The sequence below is a fragment of the Mesorhizobium sp. M1329 genome (assembly GCF_040318035.1).
Lineage (GTDB): Bacteria > Pseudomonadota > Alphaproteobacteria > Rhizobiales > Rhizobiaceae > Mesorhizobium.
Map to the genome: position 1 here is coordinate 33,650 of NZ_JAMYLN010000042.1, position 15,442 is coordinate 49,091.

The 15,442-nt window shown below is 62.5% G+C and carries 25 protein-coding genes; 18 read left to right on the forward strand and 7 right to left on the reverse strand.

Annotated elements, in window-relative coordinates:
- Positions 1 to 89: 89 nt before the first annotated feature.
- Both NKH21_RS29165 and NKH21_RS29170 read right to left on the reverse strand, forming a co-directional pair.
- Entirely contained in the window at positions 90 to 515 is a 426-nt protein-coding gene (locus tag NKH21_RS29165; protein WP_352669790.1) for a type II toxin-antitoxin system VapC family toxin, read from the reverse strand.
- Positions 515 to 757, reverse strand: a complete 243-nt coding sequence (locus NKH21_RS29170) for a type II toxin-antitoxin system Phd/YefM family antitoxin (RefSeq protein WP_352468031.1) — start codon at positions 755 to 757, stop codon at positions 515 to 517. Before NKH21_RS29170 ends, NKH21_RS29165 begins: the two co-directional genes overlap by 1 nt.
- 191 nt (positions 758 to 948) lie before the next feature.
- On the opposite strand from NKH21_RS29170, the gene NKH21_RS29175 reads away from it, so the two are divergent.
- From NKH21_RS29175 to NKH21_RS29200, 6 genes are all read left to right on the forward strand, one after another.
- The gene (locus NKH21_RS29175) at positions 949 to 1,272 is read left to right on the forward strand and encodes an ArsR/SmtB family transcription factor (protein ID WP_352488427.1); all 324 of its coding nucleotides are present in this window, start codon (positions 949 to 951) and stop codon (positions 1,270 to 1,272) included.
- Positions 1,269 to 1,679: an SRPBCC family protein gene (locus NKH21_RS29180; RefSeq protein WP_352669793.1), complete on the forward strand. Its 411-nt coding sequence runs from the start codon at positions 1,269 to 1,271 to the stop codon at positions 1,677 to 1,679. The genes NKH21_RS29175 and NKH21_RS29180 overlap by 4 nt, the downstream gene beginning before the upstream one ends.
- Positions 1,680 to 1,753: 74 nt before the next feature.
- Positions 1,754 to 2,146 (forward strand): VOC family protein, encoded by a 393-nt coding sequence (locus NKH21_RS29185; protein WP_352669796.1) that lies wholly within the window; start codon positions 1,754 to 1,756, stop codon positions 2,144 to 2,146.
- Between the two features lie 86 nt (positions 2,147 to 2,232).
- On the forward strand, positions 2,233 to 2,463 hold the full coding sequence (locus tag NKH21_RS29190; protein WP_352669798.1) for a hypothetical protein: 231 nt from the start codon (positions 2,233 to 2,235) through the stop codon (positions 2,461 to 2,463).
- Positions 2,464 to 2,467: 4 nt separating this feature from the next.
- On the forward strand, positions 2,468 to 2,968 hold the full coding sequence (locus NKH21_RS29195; protein ID WP_352669799.1) for a DUF1801 domain-containing protein: 501 nt from the start codon (positions 2,468 to 2,470) through the stop codon (positions 2,966 to 2,968).
- A gap of 78 nt (positions 2,969 to 3,046) precedes the next feature.
- A complete protein-coding gene (locus NKH21_RS29200; RefSeq protein ID WP_352669850.1) occupies positions 3,047 to 3,445 on the forward strand; it encodes a DUF1801 domain-containing protein in 399 nt (132 codons plus the stop codon).
- Here the strand turns inward: NKH21_RS29200 and NKH21_RS29205 are convergent, their stop codons facing one another.
- Positions 3,446 to 4,354 (reverse strand): dihydrodipicolinate synthase family protein, encoded by a 909-nt coding sequence (locus tag NKH21_RS29205; RefSeq protein WP_352669801.1) that lies wholly within the window; start codon positions 4,352 to 4,354, stop codon positions 3,446 to 3,448.
- 10 nt (positions 4,355 to 4,364) lie between these two features.
- Complete coding sequence (locus NKH21_RS29210) at positions 4,365 to 4,592, reverse strand: hypothetical protein (protein ID WP_352669804.1); 228 nt, start codon at positions 4,590 to 4,592, stop codon at positions 4,365 to 4,367.
- A gap of 26 nt (positions 4,593 to 4,618) precedes the next feature.
- On the opposite strand from NKH21_RS29210, the gene NKH21_RS29215 reads away from it, so the two are divergent.
- The 6 genes from NKH21_RS29215 (at position 4,619) to NKH21_RS29240 (ending at position 10,360) form a co-directional block, all read left to right on the forward strand.
- Entirely contained in the window at positions 4,619 to 5,716 is a 1,098-nt protein-coding gene (locus NKH21_RS29215; protein ID WP_352869289.1) for a Gfo/Idh/MocA family protein, read from the forward strand.
- 11 nt (positions 5,717 to 5,727) lie between these two features.
- Positions 5,728 to 6,387: a ThuA domain-containing protein gene (locus tag NKH21_RS29220; RefSeq protein WP_352669809.1), complete on the forward strand. Its 660-nt coding sequence runs from the start codon at positions 5,728 to 5,730 to the stop codon at positions 6,385 to 6,387.
- A 148-nt stretch (positions 6,388 to 6,535) separates the two neighbouring features.
- On the forward strand, positions 6,536 to 7,735 hold the full coding sequence (gene uxuA, locus NKH21_RS29225) for a mannonate dehydratase (protein WP_352869292.1): 1,200 nt from the start codon (positions 6,536 to 6,538) through the stop codon (positions 7,733 to 7,735).
- Positions 7,732 to 8,646 carry a PfkB family carbohydrate kinase gene (locus NKH21_RS29230; protein WP_352669814.1) on the forward strand — a complete coding sequence of 305 codons (915 nt, stop codon included), beginning with the start codon at positions 7,732 to 7,734 and terminating at the stop codon, positions 8,644 to 8,646. The genes uxuA and NKH21_RS29230 overlap by 4 nt, the downstream gene beginning before the upstream one ends.
- A gap of 98 nt (positions 8,647 to 8,744) precedes the next feature.
- Complete coding sequence (locus NKH21_RS29235; protein WP_352669817.1) at positions 8,745 to 9,527, forward strand: SDR family NAD(P)-dependent oxidoreductase; 783 nt, start codon at positions 8,745 to 8,747, stop codon at positions 9,525 to 9,527.
- A 71-nt stretch (positions 9,528 to 9,598) separates the two neighbouring features.
- Complete coding sequence (locus tag NKH21_RS29240; protein ID WP_352869296.1) at positions 9,599 to 10,360, forward strand: GntR family transcriptional regulator; 762 nt, start codon at positions 9,599 to 9,601, stop codon at positions 10,358 to 10,360.
- Here the strand turns inward: NKH21_RS29240 and NKH21_RS29245 are convergent.
- From NKH21_RS29245 to NKH21_RS29255, 3 genes are read right to left on the reverse strand one after another with little or no spacing between them, the layout of a single operon-like run.
- The gene (locus NKH21_RS29245; protein WP_352669823.1) at positions 10,346 to 10,534 is read right to left on the reverse strand and encodes a hypothetical protein; all 189 of its coding nucleotides are present in this window, start codon (positions 10,532 to 10,534) and stop codon (positions 10,346 to 10,348) included. The genes NKH21_RS29240 and NKH21_RS29245 overlap by 15 nt on opposite strands.
- An 8-nt stretch (positions 10,535 to 10,542) precedes the next feature.
- A complete protein-coding gene (locus NKH21_RS29250) occupies positions 10,543 to 10,671 on the reverse strand; it encodes a hypothetical protein (RefSeq protein WP_352669826.1) in 129 nt (42 codons plus the stop codon).
- 6 nt (positions 10,672 to 10,677) lie between these two features.
- Positions 10,678 to 10,890, reverse strand: a complete 213-nt coding sequence (locus NKH21_RS29255; protein ID WP_352669828.1) for a DUF2934 domain-containing protein — start codon at positions 10,888 to 10,890, stop codon at positions 10,678 to 10,680.
- Between the two features lie 230 nt (positions 10,891 to 11,120).
- Between NKH21_RS29255 and NKH21_RS29260 the strand changes: the two genes are divergently transcribed.
- From NKH21_RS29260 to NKH21_RS29285, 6 genes are read left to right on the forward strand one after another with little or no spacing between them, the layout of a single operon-like run.
- Positions 11,121 to 11,507, forward strand: a complete 387-nt coding sequence (locus NKH21_RS29260) for a hypothetical protein (RefSeq protein ID WP_352669830.1) — start codon at positions 11,121 to 11,123, stop codon at positions 11,505 to 11,507.
- A complete protein-coding gene (locus tag NKH21_RS29265; protein ID WP_352669831.1) occupies positions 11,504 to 12,724 on the forward strand; it encodes an NRAMP family divalent metal transporter in 1,221 nt (406 codons plus the stop codon). The genes NKH21_RS29260 and NKH21_RS29265 overlap by 4 nt, the downstream gene beginning before the upstream one ends.
- Positions 12,724 to 13,086, forward strand: coding sequence for a hypothetical protein (locus NKH21_RS29270; RefSeq protein ID WP_352669833.1), 363 nt, complete (start codon positions 12,724 to 12,726; stop codon positions 13,084 to 13,086). Before NKH21_RS29265 ends, NKH21_RS29270 begins: the two co-directional genes overlap by 1 nt.
- Entirely contained in the window at positions 13,086 to 13,424 is a 339-nt protein-coding gene (locus tag NKH21_RS29275) for a hypothetical protein (RefSeq protein ID WP_352669836.1), read from the forward strand. The genes NKH21_RS29270 and NKH21_RS29275 overlap by 1 nt, the downstream gene beginning before the upstream one ends.
- A gap of 34 nt (positions 13,425 to 13,458) precedes the next feature.
- The gene (locus tag NKH21_RS29280) at positions 13,459 to 14,745 is read left to right on the forward strand and encodes an SDR family oxidoreductase (RefSeq protein ID WP_352669838.1); all 1,287 of its coding nucleotides are present in this window, start codon (positions 13,459 to 13,461) and stop codon (positions 14,743 to 14,745) included.
- Positions 14,745 to 15,218: a DUF2269 family protein gene (locus NKH21_RS29285; protein WP_352669841.1), complete on the forward strand. Its 474-nt coding sequence runs from the start codon at positions 14,745 to 14,747 to the stop codon at positions 15,216 to 15,218. The genes NKH21_RS29280 and NKH21_RS29285 overlap by 1 nt, the downstream gene beginning before the upstream one ends.
- Positions 15,219 to 15,442: the final 224 nt, after the last annotated feature.

The window sequence follows — 15,442 nt, forward strand, 5'->3', positions numbered from 1 at the left end:
ATATACTCTGCAAGAAATGTATATCCAGAAGTTGTCAACGTCAAGAATTGCAGCCAATCGGTTTATTCATTTTGAAGGAGGAGCCTTGATCATGCCAGCAACTGCGTCGGCACGCCGAGTATCGGTCCTGCCTCGGCGAGCCGCTGGTCGAGGGTCCACACCGTGGCGCCATGCTCCGATGCCGTCGCGAGGTGCAGGGCGTCGCCAGCACGAAGCGCGAGGATATGCTGATCGGCGAATTTCGCGGCGACCCGAAAATGCCCGCCCGTCACCGGCAGCATGGTGAAGCTCTCAGCGACCAGCTTATTGAACATCGCGAGCGCTGCTGCGCGCTGCTCCAGGTCGATCTGTCCGGTCCGAAGCTTGATCGCCATGGCGGATGACATCTCGGTGATGGTCCAATCGCTGATCACAAGTTGCGCTGGGTCCTGCTCCGCCAGCCAGCCCTGAACGCGCGCGGTCATGGCTTCGTTGGATAGCGCCGCGACGATCAGCGAAGTATCGAGATAGAACATCAATAGCGATCGCCATCTCGCATCGATCGCACCAGATCGGCGGCAGCCTGGGCCTGCAGAGGCATGGTTGCGGTCAGGGATTGGAGCAGGACGGCGTCGATCCGTTTGCGAGGGCGGGCCACGGCCGTGAGCCTGGCGACCGGCTTGCCACGCCGGGTTATGTCGATCGAGTCTCCAGCCTCGACCCGGTCGACGAGCTCACTCAGATGTGCCTTGGCGTCCGCCAGATTGACCGCGTCCATGTCACGCTCCTGACCATGTAGATGGTCATGTAGCGCATAACGCGTGACAATTCCAGTGCAGAGCACAGCGAATAAGCAACTGGCTGCGTGAGCGAAGCGGGTGACTAACGAGAATTATGCCGGTTCGCGCTTGACTCATACATATCCCGGTGGTTATACATCGATCAATAGCCGAAGGGTTATCGATCCCAATGCCAAACGCTCACGATGTACTGTTCAGAACGCTTGCCGATCCGACTCGGCGCGCTATTTTTGAGCGACTGTGTCGCGAAGGAGAGCAGACGGTCGGGGCTCTGACGGCTCAGGCCGGGATCTCGCAACCGGCCGTGTCGAAGCATCTCGGCGTTTTGAGGCAGGCGGGGCTGGTGCGCGACCGCCATGCAGGACGGCAGACCCATTATAGTGCGCAGCTTGCAGCGCTTGCCCCCTTGCTCGACTGGACGAGCCAGATGACCGGATTCTGGCAGAGCCGGTTCGACGACCTCGAAGACCTCCTCAAAAGGATGGACCAGTGAACCGAACGTCGACCGAAACACTCTCCGTCGTTGTCGAACGGGAAATCGCTTATCCGCCCGAGAAGATCTGGCGCGCGCTCACGCAACCACACTTGATCGAGGAGTGGCTCATGAAAAATGACTTCAAACCTGTCGCGAACCACCGCTTCAATCTTCACGCAGCCTGGGGCTCCGTCGAGTGTCAGGTGCAGACGGTCGAGCCGAACAGAACGCTGACTTACACATGGGATACCAAGGATCTCAAGAGTGTCGTCTCCTGGACCCTCACCCCCACGAGCACCGGAGCCCGCTTGCGCATGGAACAGTCGGGCTTCCGGCCGGATCAGCAGCCTTACTTCCGGGGTGCCAAAGTCGGCTGGCCGAGGTTCTTTGACGATCTGGAGCAGGTTCTGGCGCGGACGGACTGAGATCCGCGGGCGCTATTCAAGCAGGGGCTCTGTTACAGAGCGGCAGATGGCGGGGCGATAATGGAGGCAAGCCAATGAAGATCAAGTTGACCAAAGTATACGTGGATGACCAGGAAAAGGCTCTGGGTTTCTACACCGAAACGCTCGGCTTTACGAAAAAGGCCGATTTCAGCAATGGGCCGTTTCGCTGGCTGACCGTCGCATCACCCGACGAGCCGGACGGGACCGAGCTGCAACTCGCGCTCAATGACAACCCGGCCGCAAAGGCCTACCAGCAAGCCATTTACCAGCAGGGCCAGCCCGCGGTCATGTTCTTCACCGATAACGTCAAGAGCGATTACGAGCGCATCAAAGCGCGCGGCGCCGAGTTCACGATGCCGCCGACCGAAGTAACCGGCTCGACCATCGCCCAGCTGAACGACAACTGCGGCAATCTCGTTCAAATCACTCAGCTGGCGCGCTGGTAAAGCGTGCGTTCAGTGGTGTGGCTGCCCGGCGGGAGTCGTCAAACGGGCCGCCCGATCCGCTCGGTTCGTCTTCAGAGGAGGTCTCAATGGATTGGAACAAATGGGTTCGGCAGATCCACCGCTGGCTGTCGATTATCTTTGCGGTGGTCGTCGCCGCCATCTTCATCAGCCTGGGAGCAGGCAAGGAACCCGCCTACTGGGTATACCTCTTGCCGCTGTTTCCACTCGGCTTGCTCCTGCTTACCGGACTGTACATGTTCGTGCTGCCTTACTCGCCCAAGTGGCGCAGCGCCGGGGGCTCTGGCGCATTGGAGTGAACGCATGGCCAACAAGACGTCTATCAAGCCAGCGGCGGTCGTGAAGCAGCCCGCCGCCAAGCCTACAGCCGCCAAGCCTGCAGCCGCCAAGCCTGCAGCCGCCAAGCCGGTCCTCCTCGCAGGCGGCAACCCGCAGATCCCGAAGGGTGATGGTGACGCTCCTGTGCAGGCCTACATCGCGGCCATGCCGGGCTGGAAACGCGACGTCGGGCGCCGCCTCGACGCACTCATCGAGCGCAACGTTCCCAACCTCCGCAAGGCCGTCAAATGGAACTCGCCCTTCTATGGCGTAGAGGGTCAAGGCTGGTTCCTCAACTTCCATTGCTTCACAAAGTACATCAAGCTGGCTTTCTTCCGCGGCGCGTCGCTGCGTCCCGTCCCACCCGGCGAGTCCAAGCACAAGGACGTGCGCTACCTCGATATCTACGAGGACGACCAGCTCGACGAAGCTCAACTCGCCGACTGGGTAAAGCAAGCCAGCCAATTGCCTGGCGAGCGAATGTGAGCGGGAATGCCAGTCCGGTGCCGACTAGCGGTATTCATGCGACGGGCGAGCGGCAACAACCCTAGGGAAGCGACAATGATGATGAAGAGTGGCTCGATGGAAGGAAATGCAGAGAGCTCTCCCTCTCAGCTGATAGATGCGAGGATCAGTGAGCTGGGCGATTGGCGAGGCAAGACGCTTTCCCATGTCCGCGCTCTCGTCAAGCAGGCTGACCCGGAAGTGATCGAGGAGTGGAAGTGGCGAGGCGTTCCGGTGTGGTCGCACGCCGGAATAATCTGCACCGGCGAGACCTACAAGAACGTCGTGAAGGTAACCTTCGCAAAGGGCGCCTCGCTGCCGGACCCTTCAGGCCTGTTCAACTCCAGCCTCGAAGGCAACACCAGGCGCGCCATCGATATCCGTGAGGGCGAAGACATAGATGAGAATGCGTTCAAGGCGCTGATACGCGCTGCTGCCGCCCTGAACACGGCCCGATAGTCAGCTCCGGCCGATATGGTCGGCTAGCGGGCCGAGAGTGGCGAGCAAAGCTTCGCCGGTGGCTTGCGTCGCGTTCTCATGCGGCGCGCGCAGGTTCAGCCAGCGTCTGTCGCCAGACCGTATCGCCAGCACTGCCTTCATCGCGGAGATGAGGCCGGCGTCCTGGATGATTTTGCGGAACGCCTTGATGGCGGCATCCGCGTCAGTAATGTCCTCTCCCGCCAGCGTTGCGTCGTAGAGGGCCCGGATCGCTGCCGCATTCAGATTGACCGTCGCCGAGATGCACCCCGCAGCACCGTTGGCGAGGCCTTTCGTCAGCTGTGCTTCCGAGCTCGGAAACACCGCGACCCTTGGGGCTGCCGCAATCACCGCTGCGGTGTTGTTCCAATCGCCGGCGCTGTCCTTGTAAGCCACCACGACATCGGGAAACGCTTCGCTAAGCCGGGCGGTCAGCGCCGGGCTCACCGGTACGCCGGAATTCTGCGGGATGTGGTAGAGGATCATCCTCATCGCCGGGTTCGCCACCCGTTCGATCAGCTCGCCATAGTAGCGGGCCTGTCCGTTGTCGCCGGCGGCCGTATAGAAGAACGACGGCAGCACCATCACCCCGGCACAGCCGAGACCGACCGCATGCGCCGTCAGCTCGACGGTCTCGGGAATTGCCGTGACACCGGTGCCGGGCATCAGACTGCTTGGCGAAATGCCGGCCTCGACCAGCCACTCCAGCGCTTGCATGCGCTCGCGCAACGAGACGGACAATGCCTCGCCCGTGGTGCCGAACGGCGACAGGAAATGCGCTCCCTGATCCAGCACCCACTTGGCGTGTGATATCCAGAGGTCGCGGGCAATGCGGCCGTCGTTTTCGAACGGCGTCAGGATCGGTGCGATGGTTCCTTGTGGGCGGATCATGTGCGTCCTTCTACGGGTGAAAATCGGTGCTGTGCTCAAAGCCGGCATCAAAAATGTCGAGCAAGCTACATGAAGCGATGTTGCTGAGTACCGGCCGTTCGACCTCGAAAGCAAGCGCCTCGCGCATGGGCGCGCGATTGTGATCGGGCGGCGTTCTGACGCTCTCGAGGTAAATCCTTGTCACGGGAGAACCTCGTCCGGCCGAAAGGGGGGTGACAAACGAGTTCTGCTGTTTCATCAATGCCGCCTTTTGAGGAGAAGCCCATGCGGAGGATCGGTGTCGGCATTATCGGCTGCGGCAACATTTCGGATGCCTACCTGAAGGCATCGCCACAATTCCCGGTGCTCGATATTGTCGGCGTTGCCGACATCAACCCTACGGCGGCCGAGGCCAAGGCAGCGGCCCACGGCCTGGCTGCCATGCCGGTCGACGCGCTGTTGGCCGATCCGCGCGTCGAGATCGTGCTCAACCTGACGACGCCGCAGCATCATGTGCCGGTCGGCTTGCAAGCTGTCGGGCAAGGCAAGCACGTTTACTCCGAGAAACCGCTGGCAACGACGCTCAGTGACGCCGAGCGGTTGGTCGCGGCCGCGCGCCAACAGGGCGTGCGTATCGGCTGCGCCCCCGACACTTTTCTTGGCGGCTCCCACCAGACGGCGCGGCGGCTGGTCGATGAGGATACGGTTGGGACCATCGTCGCCGGCTCTGCCTTCATGCAGGTGCCCGGCCACGAGCTCTGGCATCCCAATCCGGATTTCTACTATCAGTCTGGCGGTGGGCCAATGCTCGACATGGGACCGTACTATCTGACCTGCCTGGTCAATCTCCTGGGTCCGGTAAAATCCGTGAGCGGGCAGGCGAAGTCATCCTACGCCACCCGCACCATCGGTTCTGGACCGCGCCAGGGCGAAACCATCCGGGTCGAGATGCCGACCCATATTTCCGGCCTGCTCGCATTCGAGAATGGCGCCGCGGTCTCGATCACCACCAGCTTCGACGTCTGGAAGCATGAACACAATCACATCGAACTTTACGGAACCACGGGCTCGATGATCGTCTCCGATCCCAACCAGTTCCAGGGCGACATCAGGACCAGCCAGCGCAAGGGCGACTGGACGGTGGCCGATCAGATCCATTCCTATGGCGACGGCAACTACCGGGGCCTCGGCCTTGCCGACATGGCGCAGGCGATCGTCTCGGGCAGGCAACACCGCGCCAGTCTCGATCTTTCCCTCCATGTCCTGGAAATCATGGAATCGATCATCTCTTCAGCAGAGACAGGGCAGCGTGTCGATCTCAGATATGGCTGCGCCCGGCCGGCGCCGATGCGCGCCGACCTGCCTTTCGGAATTCTGGAATAGGGAATAATGCGATGAGCAAGACTGCACTGATTTTCTGGGGCGGCTGGGAAGGTCACACCCCGGCCCGAAGCGCCGAAATCGTCAAGGAGATGCTGGCCGGCAACGGCTTCGACGTGCAGCTGGAGCAGGGGACTTCGGCGCTTGCCGATCCGCAGCTGAGTAAGCTCGATCTCATAGTCCCGGTGATCACCATGTCGACGATCGAAAAGCCGGAGCTGCAAAACCTGACCAGCGCCGTTGGGGCCGGCACCGGCCTTGCGGGCTTTCACGGTACGATGTGCGACAGTTTCCGCAACGAACCGGAATATCAGTTCATGACCGGCGGTCAGTGGGTAGCCCATCCCGGCAACATCATCGACTATCACGTCGACATCACCAGGCCAGACGATCCGGTCATGCAGGGCGTCGACGGCTTCGCCTACCGTTCAGAGCAGTATTACATGCATGTCGATCCGACCAACGAGGTGTTGGCGACGACTACTTTCACCGGCGAACATCTCGATTTCATCGCCGGCGTCGTCATGCCGGTTGTCTGGAAGCGCCGCTACGGCAAGGGCCGCGTCTTCTACAGCGCGCTCGGCCACACCGCCGACGAGTTCGCCGTGCCGCAAATGGGCACGATGTTCGAACGCGGCGCGATTTGGGCCAGCCGAAACGCGGACCTTGCGTAGCCGTTCAATCTGAACGCCACGTATCGTTGTACTCTTTTAAAGGGCGGCCACCCGGACGCCGACCCAGGCACTGGACTGCAAGCAATTGACTGCCATGGTAGCATCCAATACACCACGCTCATCGGAAAATTCCGCAGCTGGAGGTCGAATGGAGCAGACGTGGCGATGGTTTGGTCCGAGCGACTCGGCAACGCTTGCCCACGCGAGGCAGGCCGGCGCAACCGGCATCGTGACGGCACTGCACGACATCCCTTACGGCGAAGTCTGGCCGATCGACGCCATCAGGCAGCGCCAGGCGCTTATCGAGGCAGATCCGGCGATGGGCCTCAAATGGAGCGTCGTCGAGAGTGTGCCCGTGCACGAGGACATCAAGCTCGGCCGCGGCGATCTCGACCGGCTCTACGACAATTTCAGGCAGACCTTACGCAATCTCGGCGCCTGCGGTGTGCGTACGGTCTGCTACAATTTCATGCTGATCCTCGACTGGACCCGCACCGACCTGGCTGCGCCGTTGCCGGGCGGCGGACGGGCACTCCGCATGAACATGCACGAGCTTGCCGCGTTCGATTGCTACATGCTGCAGCGTAAGGGATCGGAGCGCGACTATGCGTCCGATGTTCTCCAACGGGCGAGCGAATGGTTCGAGACGACGCCGGATGCGTCAAAAGAGCGTTTGCTTGCCAACATCATGGCCGGTCTGCCAGGCGCCTTCAAGCGCTACGACATAGCGGAATTGCGCGAAGTGGTGGCCGAGCAGTCGAGCCTGTCGCACGACCGGCTGCGTGAGAACCTTGTCCGTTTTCTCGAAAACGTGCTGCCGGCGGCCGAAGAGGCGGGCGTCACGCTGGCGATACACCCGGACGATCCGCCGCGCGATCTCGTCGGCCTGTGCCGGATCGTCAAGAACGCGGACGACATCGCCTTTATCCTGGACGCAGTGCCATCGGCTAATAGCGGCCTTACCTTGTGCACGGGGTCGCTGGGCGCCAACCCGGCCAATGACGTGTCCGCCATCGCCAGGCGCTTTGCGCACAAGATAAATTTCGTGCATCTGCGCAACGTCAGCAAGGACCCGGACGGCTCGTTCATGGAATCCGAGCATCTGAGCGGCGATGTCGACATGGTGTCGGTGGTCACGATCTTGCTCGACGAGCAGCAACGCCGCCGCGACGCCGGGGAACCGGAGGCGCTGCTGCCGTTTCGCCCGGATCATGGCCACGAATTGATCGATGACGCTGCGCGGCACACCCATCCCGGCTACCCTGTGATCGGCCGCCTTCGCGGCCTTGCCGAATTGAGAGGCGTGATGACGGCGATTGCCCATCAGCGCGGCTACCGGCTGCAATGACGGCGCCCCGCCTGCTCTGCGTCGGCGCGCTCACCTACGACACGATCTTGCGCCTCGATGTCCTGCCCTCCGGCGCCGGCAAGTTCCTGCCAAGCGAGGCTGTGCAGATCGCGGCCGGCATGGCAGCGAGCGCCGCCGCGTCGGCCAGCCGCCAGGGCGGGCAGGTCTGGCTATGGGCAAGTGTCGGCGACGATGCCGTCGGCCGCGATGTCATCGGCCAGATGGAGACGGAGCGGGTCGACTGTTCGCTGGTGCGCAGGGTTGAAGGTGGCCGCTCGGCCATTGCCACGATCCTGGTCGATGCCGCCGGCGAGCGTATGATTGTCCCGTTCTACGATGCCGCCACGCAAGCCGATCCGGACCGTCTTCCGCCGGCGGATTTTTCCCGCTTCGACGCCGTGCTGGTCGACGTCCGCTGGCCCGGAGCCGCCGCCCTGGCGCTGGCGAAAGCTCGTGAATACGGCATTCCGGCGATCCTTGACGCCGATGTCGCATCGCGACCGGTGCTCGACCGGCTGCTGCCGCTCGCCTCGCATGTCGTTGCATCGCTGCCGGCGGCACGCATCCTTTGCGGTCCGGAGATATCCGCCGGCTCTGCCGTCGCCATTCTCGGCGAACGGACCGGCGCCTTTATGGCCGTCACCGATGGGGCGAACGGCACCGCGTTCCGCTACTCGGACAGCAATGATGTCCGTCATCTGCCGTCGCCGCGGGTCGAAGCCGTCGACACCCTGGCGGCGGGCGACGTGTTTCACGGCACCTTCGCTCTCGGTCTGGCCGAAGGGTGGGACGAAGAGCGGGCCATAGCAGTGGCCAGCGCCGCCGCCGCACTGAAATGCCTGCGCTTTGGCGGACGTCTTGGAGCACCGACGCGCGCGGAAACGCTGGCTTTCATGCAAGGATCGACATGACGCCGGACGCGCTTGGGCCGGCTCGGTGGAAAGAGCACGTCAAGCGGTGCCGGGCCACTACCATGGTAGTCACTGCGCAGCTGTTCTTGGGAGGATAAATGACTGAATTCAAAAAACGCGCACTGGTCACCGGGGCGGCCATGGGCATCGGACGTGCCGTCGCCGAAAAACTGGCCGAGCAAGGCGTCGACCTGATCTTGTTCGACCGGGCGGGCGATCAGCTGGATGAGGTCGCGGCGCAGCTTTCGGCGCGCGGCGTGACCGTGCTTACCGTGCTTGGCTCGACCGCCGACACTGAAGCGTGCGGCCGCGCCGTCGAGCTTGCCCGGTCCGCGTTCGGCGGGCTCGACATGCTCTCCCACAATGCCGGCATCCAGCGTTATGGAACGGTGGAGACTACGGACGAGGCGCTTTGGGACGAGGTGATGAACGTCAACCTCAAGGCTGCCTACCTGCTCTCCCGCGCGGCGATGCCGCTGCTGCGCCAAAGCCGCGGCGCCATCGTCCATATGAGTTCGGTGCAGGGTCTGGCCAGCCAGGAAGGGGTTCTGGCCTATACCACGGCCAAGCACGGCCTGATCGGCCTCGTCAAGTCGATGGCCGTCGACTATGCGCCGCTCGGCGTGCGCGTCAATGCCGTCGCTCCGGGCGCGGTTGACACACCGATGCTGCGGGATGCGGTCAAGCTCAACGATAAGCCCGACGAGATCCTGCGTATCCTCGACAACATGCATCCGCTCGGCCGTACCGCCCAGCCGCAAGAGATTGCCGCAGTCGTCGCCTTCCTGATGTCTGACGATGCCTCCTTCGTCACCGGCGAGGTCGTGCGCGTCGATGGCGGCCTGCTGGCGCGCATCGGCGGTTCTCCGCGCAAGGAATAACGCCGGCGCTGCTGCTTGCGCAGGCATTTCATGAACGGCTTGAAGCTGCAGAGCCTTTAAGGGGATTGCCGATGGCAGGGCTTTTGGGAATGCGGACCATCACCGAGGGGCGGCTCGGCGAAACCGCCCCCGGCGCTTCAGTTGCGGCCAGGACGTTCGAGGTTTTGCTCGACCAAATCCTGACCTTCCGCCTGAAGCCGCACGAGCTGATTTCTGAAAAGGCGATGTCGGAGGCCCTCGGCGTGAGCCGCACACCCGTCAGGGAGGCGCTCGCCCGGCTGGCCGGTCTTGGCTTGATCGACATCTATCCGCAGCGCGGCAGCATGGTGGCGCCGCTGCGGATCGCCGATCTCGAGAAATCGCAGTTCCTGCGCGAAGCGCTCGAAGTCGGCCTAATCAAGCGCGCGGTCGAGAGCCCGCGCCGTGCCGACCTGCTTGCCGTGCTCAAAGGCGAACTGGCGGTCCAGGAGACGTTCGCCTCCATCGCCGACGACAGGCGCTTCTTCAAGTCGGACGAGCTGTTCCACCAGCATATCGCCAGCCATGCCGGGTTTCGCGGAATCTGGGCCGACATCAGCGCGGCGAAGCTGCACATGGACCGCTTCCGTTTCCTGTCTTTTCCGCGCCTCGACAGCATGTCGGTGGTCCTCGGCCAGCATCGGCGGATTGTCGATGCGCTCGAGCAGGCCGACGCGCTTGCGGCGGAAGAAGCAATGCGAACGCATCTTCGCCGCATCTTCGAGGTGCTCGAAGTCGTCCAGGAGCGCTATCCCTATTATTTCGAGGCAAACGGCAGCGTGAGCCCGCCGTCAGCCGGCTCAATCCAAGCCTGAGCCTTTCTTGCGCGCTTCCGAAGGCGTCTTAGTCTTGCTGCCGGATTTGTCGGAAGCTGGCTCGGCTTTGCGATTTTGGCCCTCGCCGCCTTGCTCCTTGCGGAGCTGCTTTTCCACTATCGCTCGCGATCCTTCCGCCGGGTCTTGTTCAGGATGAGTATCGGTTCCCGTCATGTCGGCTCCTATCCATTTTGATCAATTGCGTGCGGCGTGGGCTGACCTGCGCCGCCGGTTCTGTCGCGCCCGATCATCAGCCAGGCGGCGAACAGCACGACCAGTACGACAACGATCCAGGCGACGAGACGAGGCATCGGGCCTCACTTCCCCCGCCGCTTGCTGCCGCGTGCCTCCGGATCGGAGCCGGCCTCGACCGTCGGATCGGGCACGACCGGGCCGCGTTCGGCCTCGGATCCCTCAGCTTCGATCTCCTGCACGGCCTGATCCCAGTGGTCGTGCTCGCGTCCTTGCGGACGCCCTTCGCGCTCCCAGATCTCATGGGCTCGCTGCCTGATACGCTCTTCCCTGTCCATGGCCTTCGCCTCCTCATCCCTAATCCGGCGATCGCTGGTTTGTTCCGCGGTGCCAGCGCCGTTCATCGCGGTTCAGTTGACGTCATCCCCCAGCGCTCTAGATCAAACTTCACGCCGAAGTCGCCTGGTGCGGGGAGAACAATCGTGTGGCAGCAACGCTACGAGCACGTATCGTAAATGCCGTTACGGCCGTTGGTCTTCGACCACACCGCCTGTGCTTGCTGCTGCTAATGTTTGTACTGACGGCATGCTCGCCTTCCGGCCAGGTCGAGCAGCAGTCGAAAATCGCGGCTTCCGCCACACAGACCGCATCGTTGGTTCTGGAGAACTGGGTCGCTGGGACAGCCCCTCCGAAATACACGTCGCGCACTCTGCAATCGGTTGGCAAGGCGCTCGCCGATGCCGGTGCGCAAATCCAGTCCGCCAAGTCGCCTGAGCCCAGCCGGCAAGCCGGCCTGACGACGGCGATTGGACAAGTTTCAGCAGCGGTAATGCGCGCGGCGACGGCCGTGCAGAACGGCAACCGCTCGGAAGTGGAACATGCGCAGCAGGATCTGCGGGCCGCCGCCGTTGATCTGAGCACGTCCTACGCGAAATATCTTGCACCGAAACCATGAAGAAGCTGCTCGAAATATCGCTCGGCGTCGTCACCAGCGTCGGCGGCTTTCTCGAGGTCGGATCGATGGCGACCGCAGCTCAGGCCGGCGCGGCGTTCAGGTTCCAGCTGATATGGGCCGTCGTCCTGGGCACGATCTGCATCATCTTCCTGGTCGAGATGGCCGGACGCTTCGCCGCGGTCAGCCATCACACCATCGCCGACGGGATCCGGGAACGGTTTGGCTTCAACGCCTTTCTGTGGCCGTTGCTTGCGACCTTGCTGGTCAACTTCCTGGTCATGGCAGCCGAAATCGGCGGTGTTGCCATTGCGCTCGAGCTCGCCACCGGCATCGGCTTTCAGTGGTGGGCCCTGCCGGTCGCTTTTGTGGCATGGCTGTTCCTCTGGAAAGGCACGTTCGGCTTCATCGAAAAGGGCGTCGCGTTCCTCGGCCTGGTCACGCTGTGCTTCGTGGTTGGCGCCGTCATGCTGAAGCCCGATTGGGGGCAGGTTGCGGCCGGTGCCGTGCCTACCCTGCCGGACCACGACGCGGCCAATTATTGGTTCATGGCAGTCAGCATTCTTGGTGCGTCGATCTCGCCCTATCTGTTCATGTTCTATTCGTCTGGAGCCATCGAGGACCAGTGGGACGAAAGCTATCTCGGAGCCAATCGGGCCATTGCCGGCTTGGGCATGAGTTTTGGCGGCACTATCTCGATCGGCGTGTTGATCGTGGCGGCGCTCGTGCTGGCAGCGCACGGCATTGAGCAGGTCGACGACTACCACCAATTGCCGCTGATGCTGATTCAAATCTTCGGTTTCTGGGGGTTCGTCCTGTTCGTTGCTTCACTCGGCATTGCCTGCTTCGGTGCCGCGCTCGAAATCGGCCTGCAGCAAGCCTATCTCGTGGCGCAGGGTTTCGGCTGGACCTGGGGCGAGAACCTGAAACCGCGCGACGACCCGGGCTTCAGCACTGTCTATACAATCTCGTTGTTTCTCGCCGCCATTCCGATCGCGCTGGGCCTCGATCCGCTGAAGCTCACTATCTTTTCCATGGCACTGACAGCCGCCAGCCTGCCGCTGACCGTGGTGCCGTTCCTCTTCCTGCTGAACGACGAGCGCTATGTCGGCGAGCACCGCAATGGCATGATTGCCAATGCCGCGGTCATCTTCATCATCGGGCTCGGTTTTGTGCTCGCGATCGTGACCATTCCTTTGCAGATATTCGGAGGCACATGATGGATTTGCTGCGCGACATCCTGGATAAGCAAGTGGTAGACCGCGAGCAGGTCAAGATCGGCAAGGTTGACGGGCTGGTGGCCGAGCTCAGGCAAGGCAAGCCGCCTAAGATTGTTGCGGTCGAGCTCGGCTCGATCACGCTGGCGCGCCGACTGGGCGAGCGGCCCGGGCATTGGATGGCACGGCTTGCGGCCAGGCTCGGCGGCAAGCGCCATGCCGAGCCACACCACATCGCCTGGAATAAGGTGCGCGACATCGGCGTCGACATCGAGTTCGATATCGACGTCCGCGAAACGGCGATTTTCGACTGGCAGGACTGGCTGCGCGATCATGTCATTGGGCGTATTCCGGGAGCTGGATGATGGCGACCGTCAATCTTGAGCAATTGGCTGGCAGGAATGTGCTTTCGCAGCGCGGCAAAAGCATCGGCCGTATCGAGGAGATACGCGCCAAACCGGATGGCGACGACCTGGTGATTACCGAGTACCATGTCGGCATCTACGCGGCCTTCGAGCGTCTGTCCGCTTCGGCCATCGGCGTTGCGGTCCTCGACGCCTTTCGACTGCGCAGTCGCGACAGCATGTACCGCATTCCCTGGGACAAGCTCGACATCTCCGATCCGGCGCAGCCGCGGTTGTTATGCGCGAAGGAAGAACTTTCCGGTATGAAGGGGGGCATCGCGGGCGATAGACCGGAATGAAGGATACTTTCCTGCCGTCGGAGATTGGGGTCCAGTGAAAGTCCTGGTTACCGGCGCCACCGGCCTGATCGGTGCCTCCGTCGTCGCACGCCTTCTTTCCGATGGGCATGAGGTGATCGGATTGGTCCGCAGCCCCGGCGCAAACCGGGCCGACAATTATCAGTTGCTGGTGCTGGACATGACGGTGGCGCTGCAGCCCGAAGACTGGCTGCCGCATCTCCGGGGTGTCGACGCCGTCGTGAATTGTGCGGGCGTCCTGCAGGACAGCCCTCGCGAAAAGACGCGCGAAGTACATCGCGATGCGGCGGCAGCACTCTTCCTCGCCTGTGCGCGGACAGGGGTTGCCCGGGTGATCCACTTCTCGGCCATAGGTGTCGATCGGGCGCAGCCTTCGACGTTCTCGGCGACGAAACTGGCCGGCGACCAGGCGCTTATGGCGCTTGATCTGGATTGGGTGATCCTGCGCCCATCCGTGGTGCTCGGCCGGCCGGTGTTTGGGGCCAGCGCATTGTTTCGGGGTCTCGCCTCGCTGCCGGTGCTGCCCTCCATGCCCGGCACCGGTCGGCTCCAGGTGGTACAACTCGATGACGTGGTCTCAACCGTCGTCTTCCTTCTCGATCCCGCCAGTCCGTCTCGCGTCGTGCTGGAACTTGTCGGTCCCGAACAGCTGAGCATGGACGAGGTCGTCGGCAGCTATCGCCGATGGCTCGGTTGGACTCCGGCAGCCAGACTTGTCTTGCCGGCGGCTGTTGCAAGGCTTCTCTACCGTCTCGGCGACCTTGCCGCGATGTTCGGCTGGCGTCCACCGATGCGCACCAACGCGGCCAGAGAGATCGCCCGAGGAGCGGTTGGAGATCCCTCGGACTGGACCGCCGCGACCGGCATACGCCCGCAAACCCTGGCGGGTTTTCTCGCGCTCAATCCGGCAACGGTGCAGGAAAAATGGTTTGCCCGGCTGTATTTCATCAAGCCGGCGGTCTTCGTCGTCCTGCCCGTCTTCTGGATCATGACGGGGATTGTGTCGCTGACCACCGGCTATAGCGGCGGCGTCGATCTGATGCAAAGCACGGGCGCCGGTATCTTGTCGGCGCCGACCGTGATCGCCGGTGCTCTTGCCGACATCATCGTCGGCGCGCTCATAGCCTGGCGGCCGGCGACGCGAAAAGGCCTCTATGGCGGCATCGCGCTCTCGCTCTTCTACCTGGTCGTCGGAAGCTTCCTGAGCCCCGATCTGTGGAACGACCCACTTGGGCCGTTCCTCAAGGTGTTGCCGATCCTGGTGCTGCACTTTGTTGCCCTGGCAGTGCTGGAGGAGCGTTGATGCTCTATTTCCTGCTGAAATTTCTGCATGTCATCGGCGCATCCGTGCTGCTTGGCACCGGCGCCGGTATTGCTTTCTTCATGCTGCTCGCCCACAGGACCGGCAATGCCGCGACGGTTGCGGCGGTGGCGCGCATTGTCGTCCTTGCCGACTTCCTTTTCACCGCGACGGCTGTGGTCGTGCAACCTTTGACCGGAGCCGCGCTCGCCTGGCAGGCAGGCTACTCGCTGTCGGAGGGCTGGATCGTACTTTCGATCGCGCTCTATATCTTCACCGGAATGTTCTGGCTCCCGGTCGTCTGGATGCAAATGGAGATGCGTAAGCTGGCATCGCAAGCCGCGGCTGCAGGCGCGCCGTTGCCGCCGCGTTATCATCGGCTCTTCTGGCTGTGGTTCGCCTTCGGCTTCCCCGCCTTCGCTGCCGTGCTCGGAATTTTCTGGCTGATGATCGCGCGGCCGGTGATCGAATGGTAGGTCGCAGGCAGGTCCCACTGCGATAATGCCCAGTCAAAGCACTGCGGAAAAATTCCGCCCCATGCAGCGCGAATATCTGCCGGAGCGGACCTGCACCTCGACCTGTAAGTCGCACCGGAGTCCGGTCTCGTATCATTTCCAACCGCGCGCTCACCGCCATCGGCACAGGACAAGATCCCGCCTTGAGGCTGGTTAGGCTTCGCTTACCAAAAAAGATGACGCTT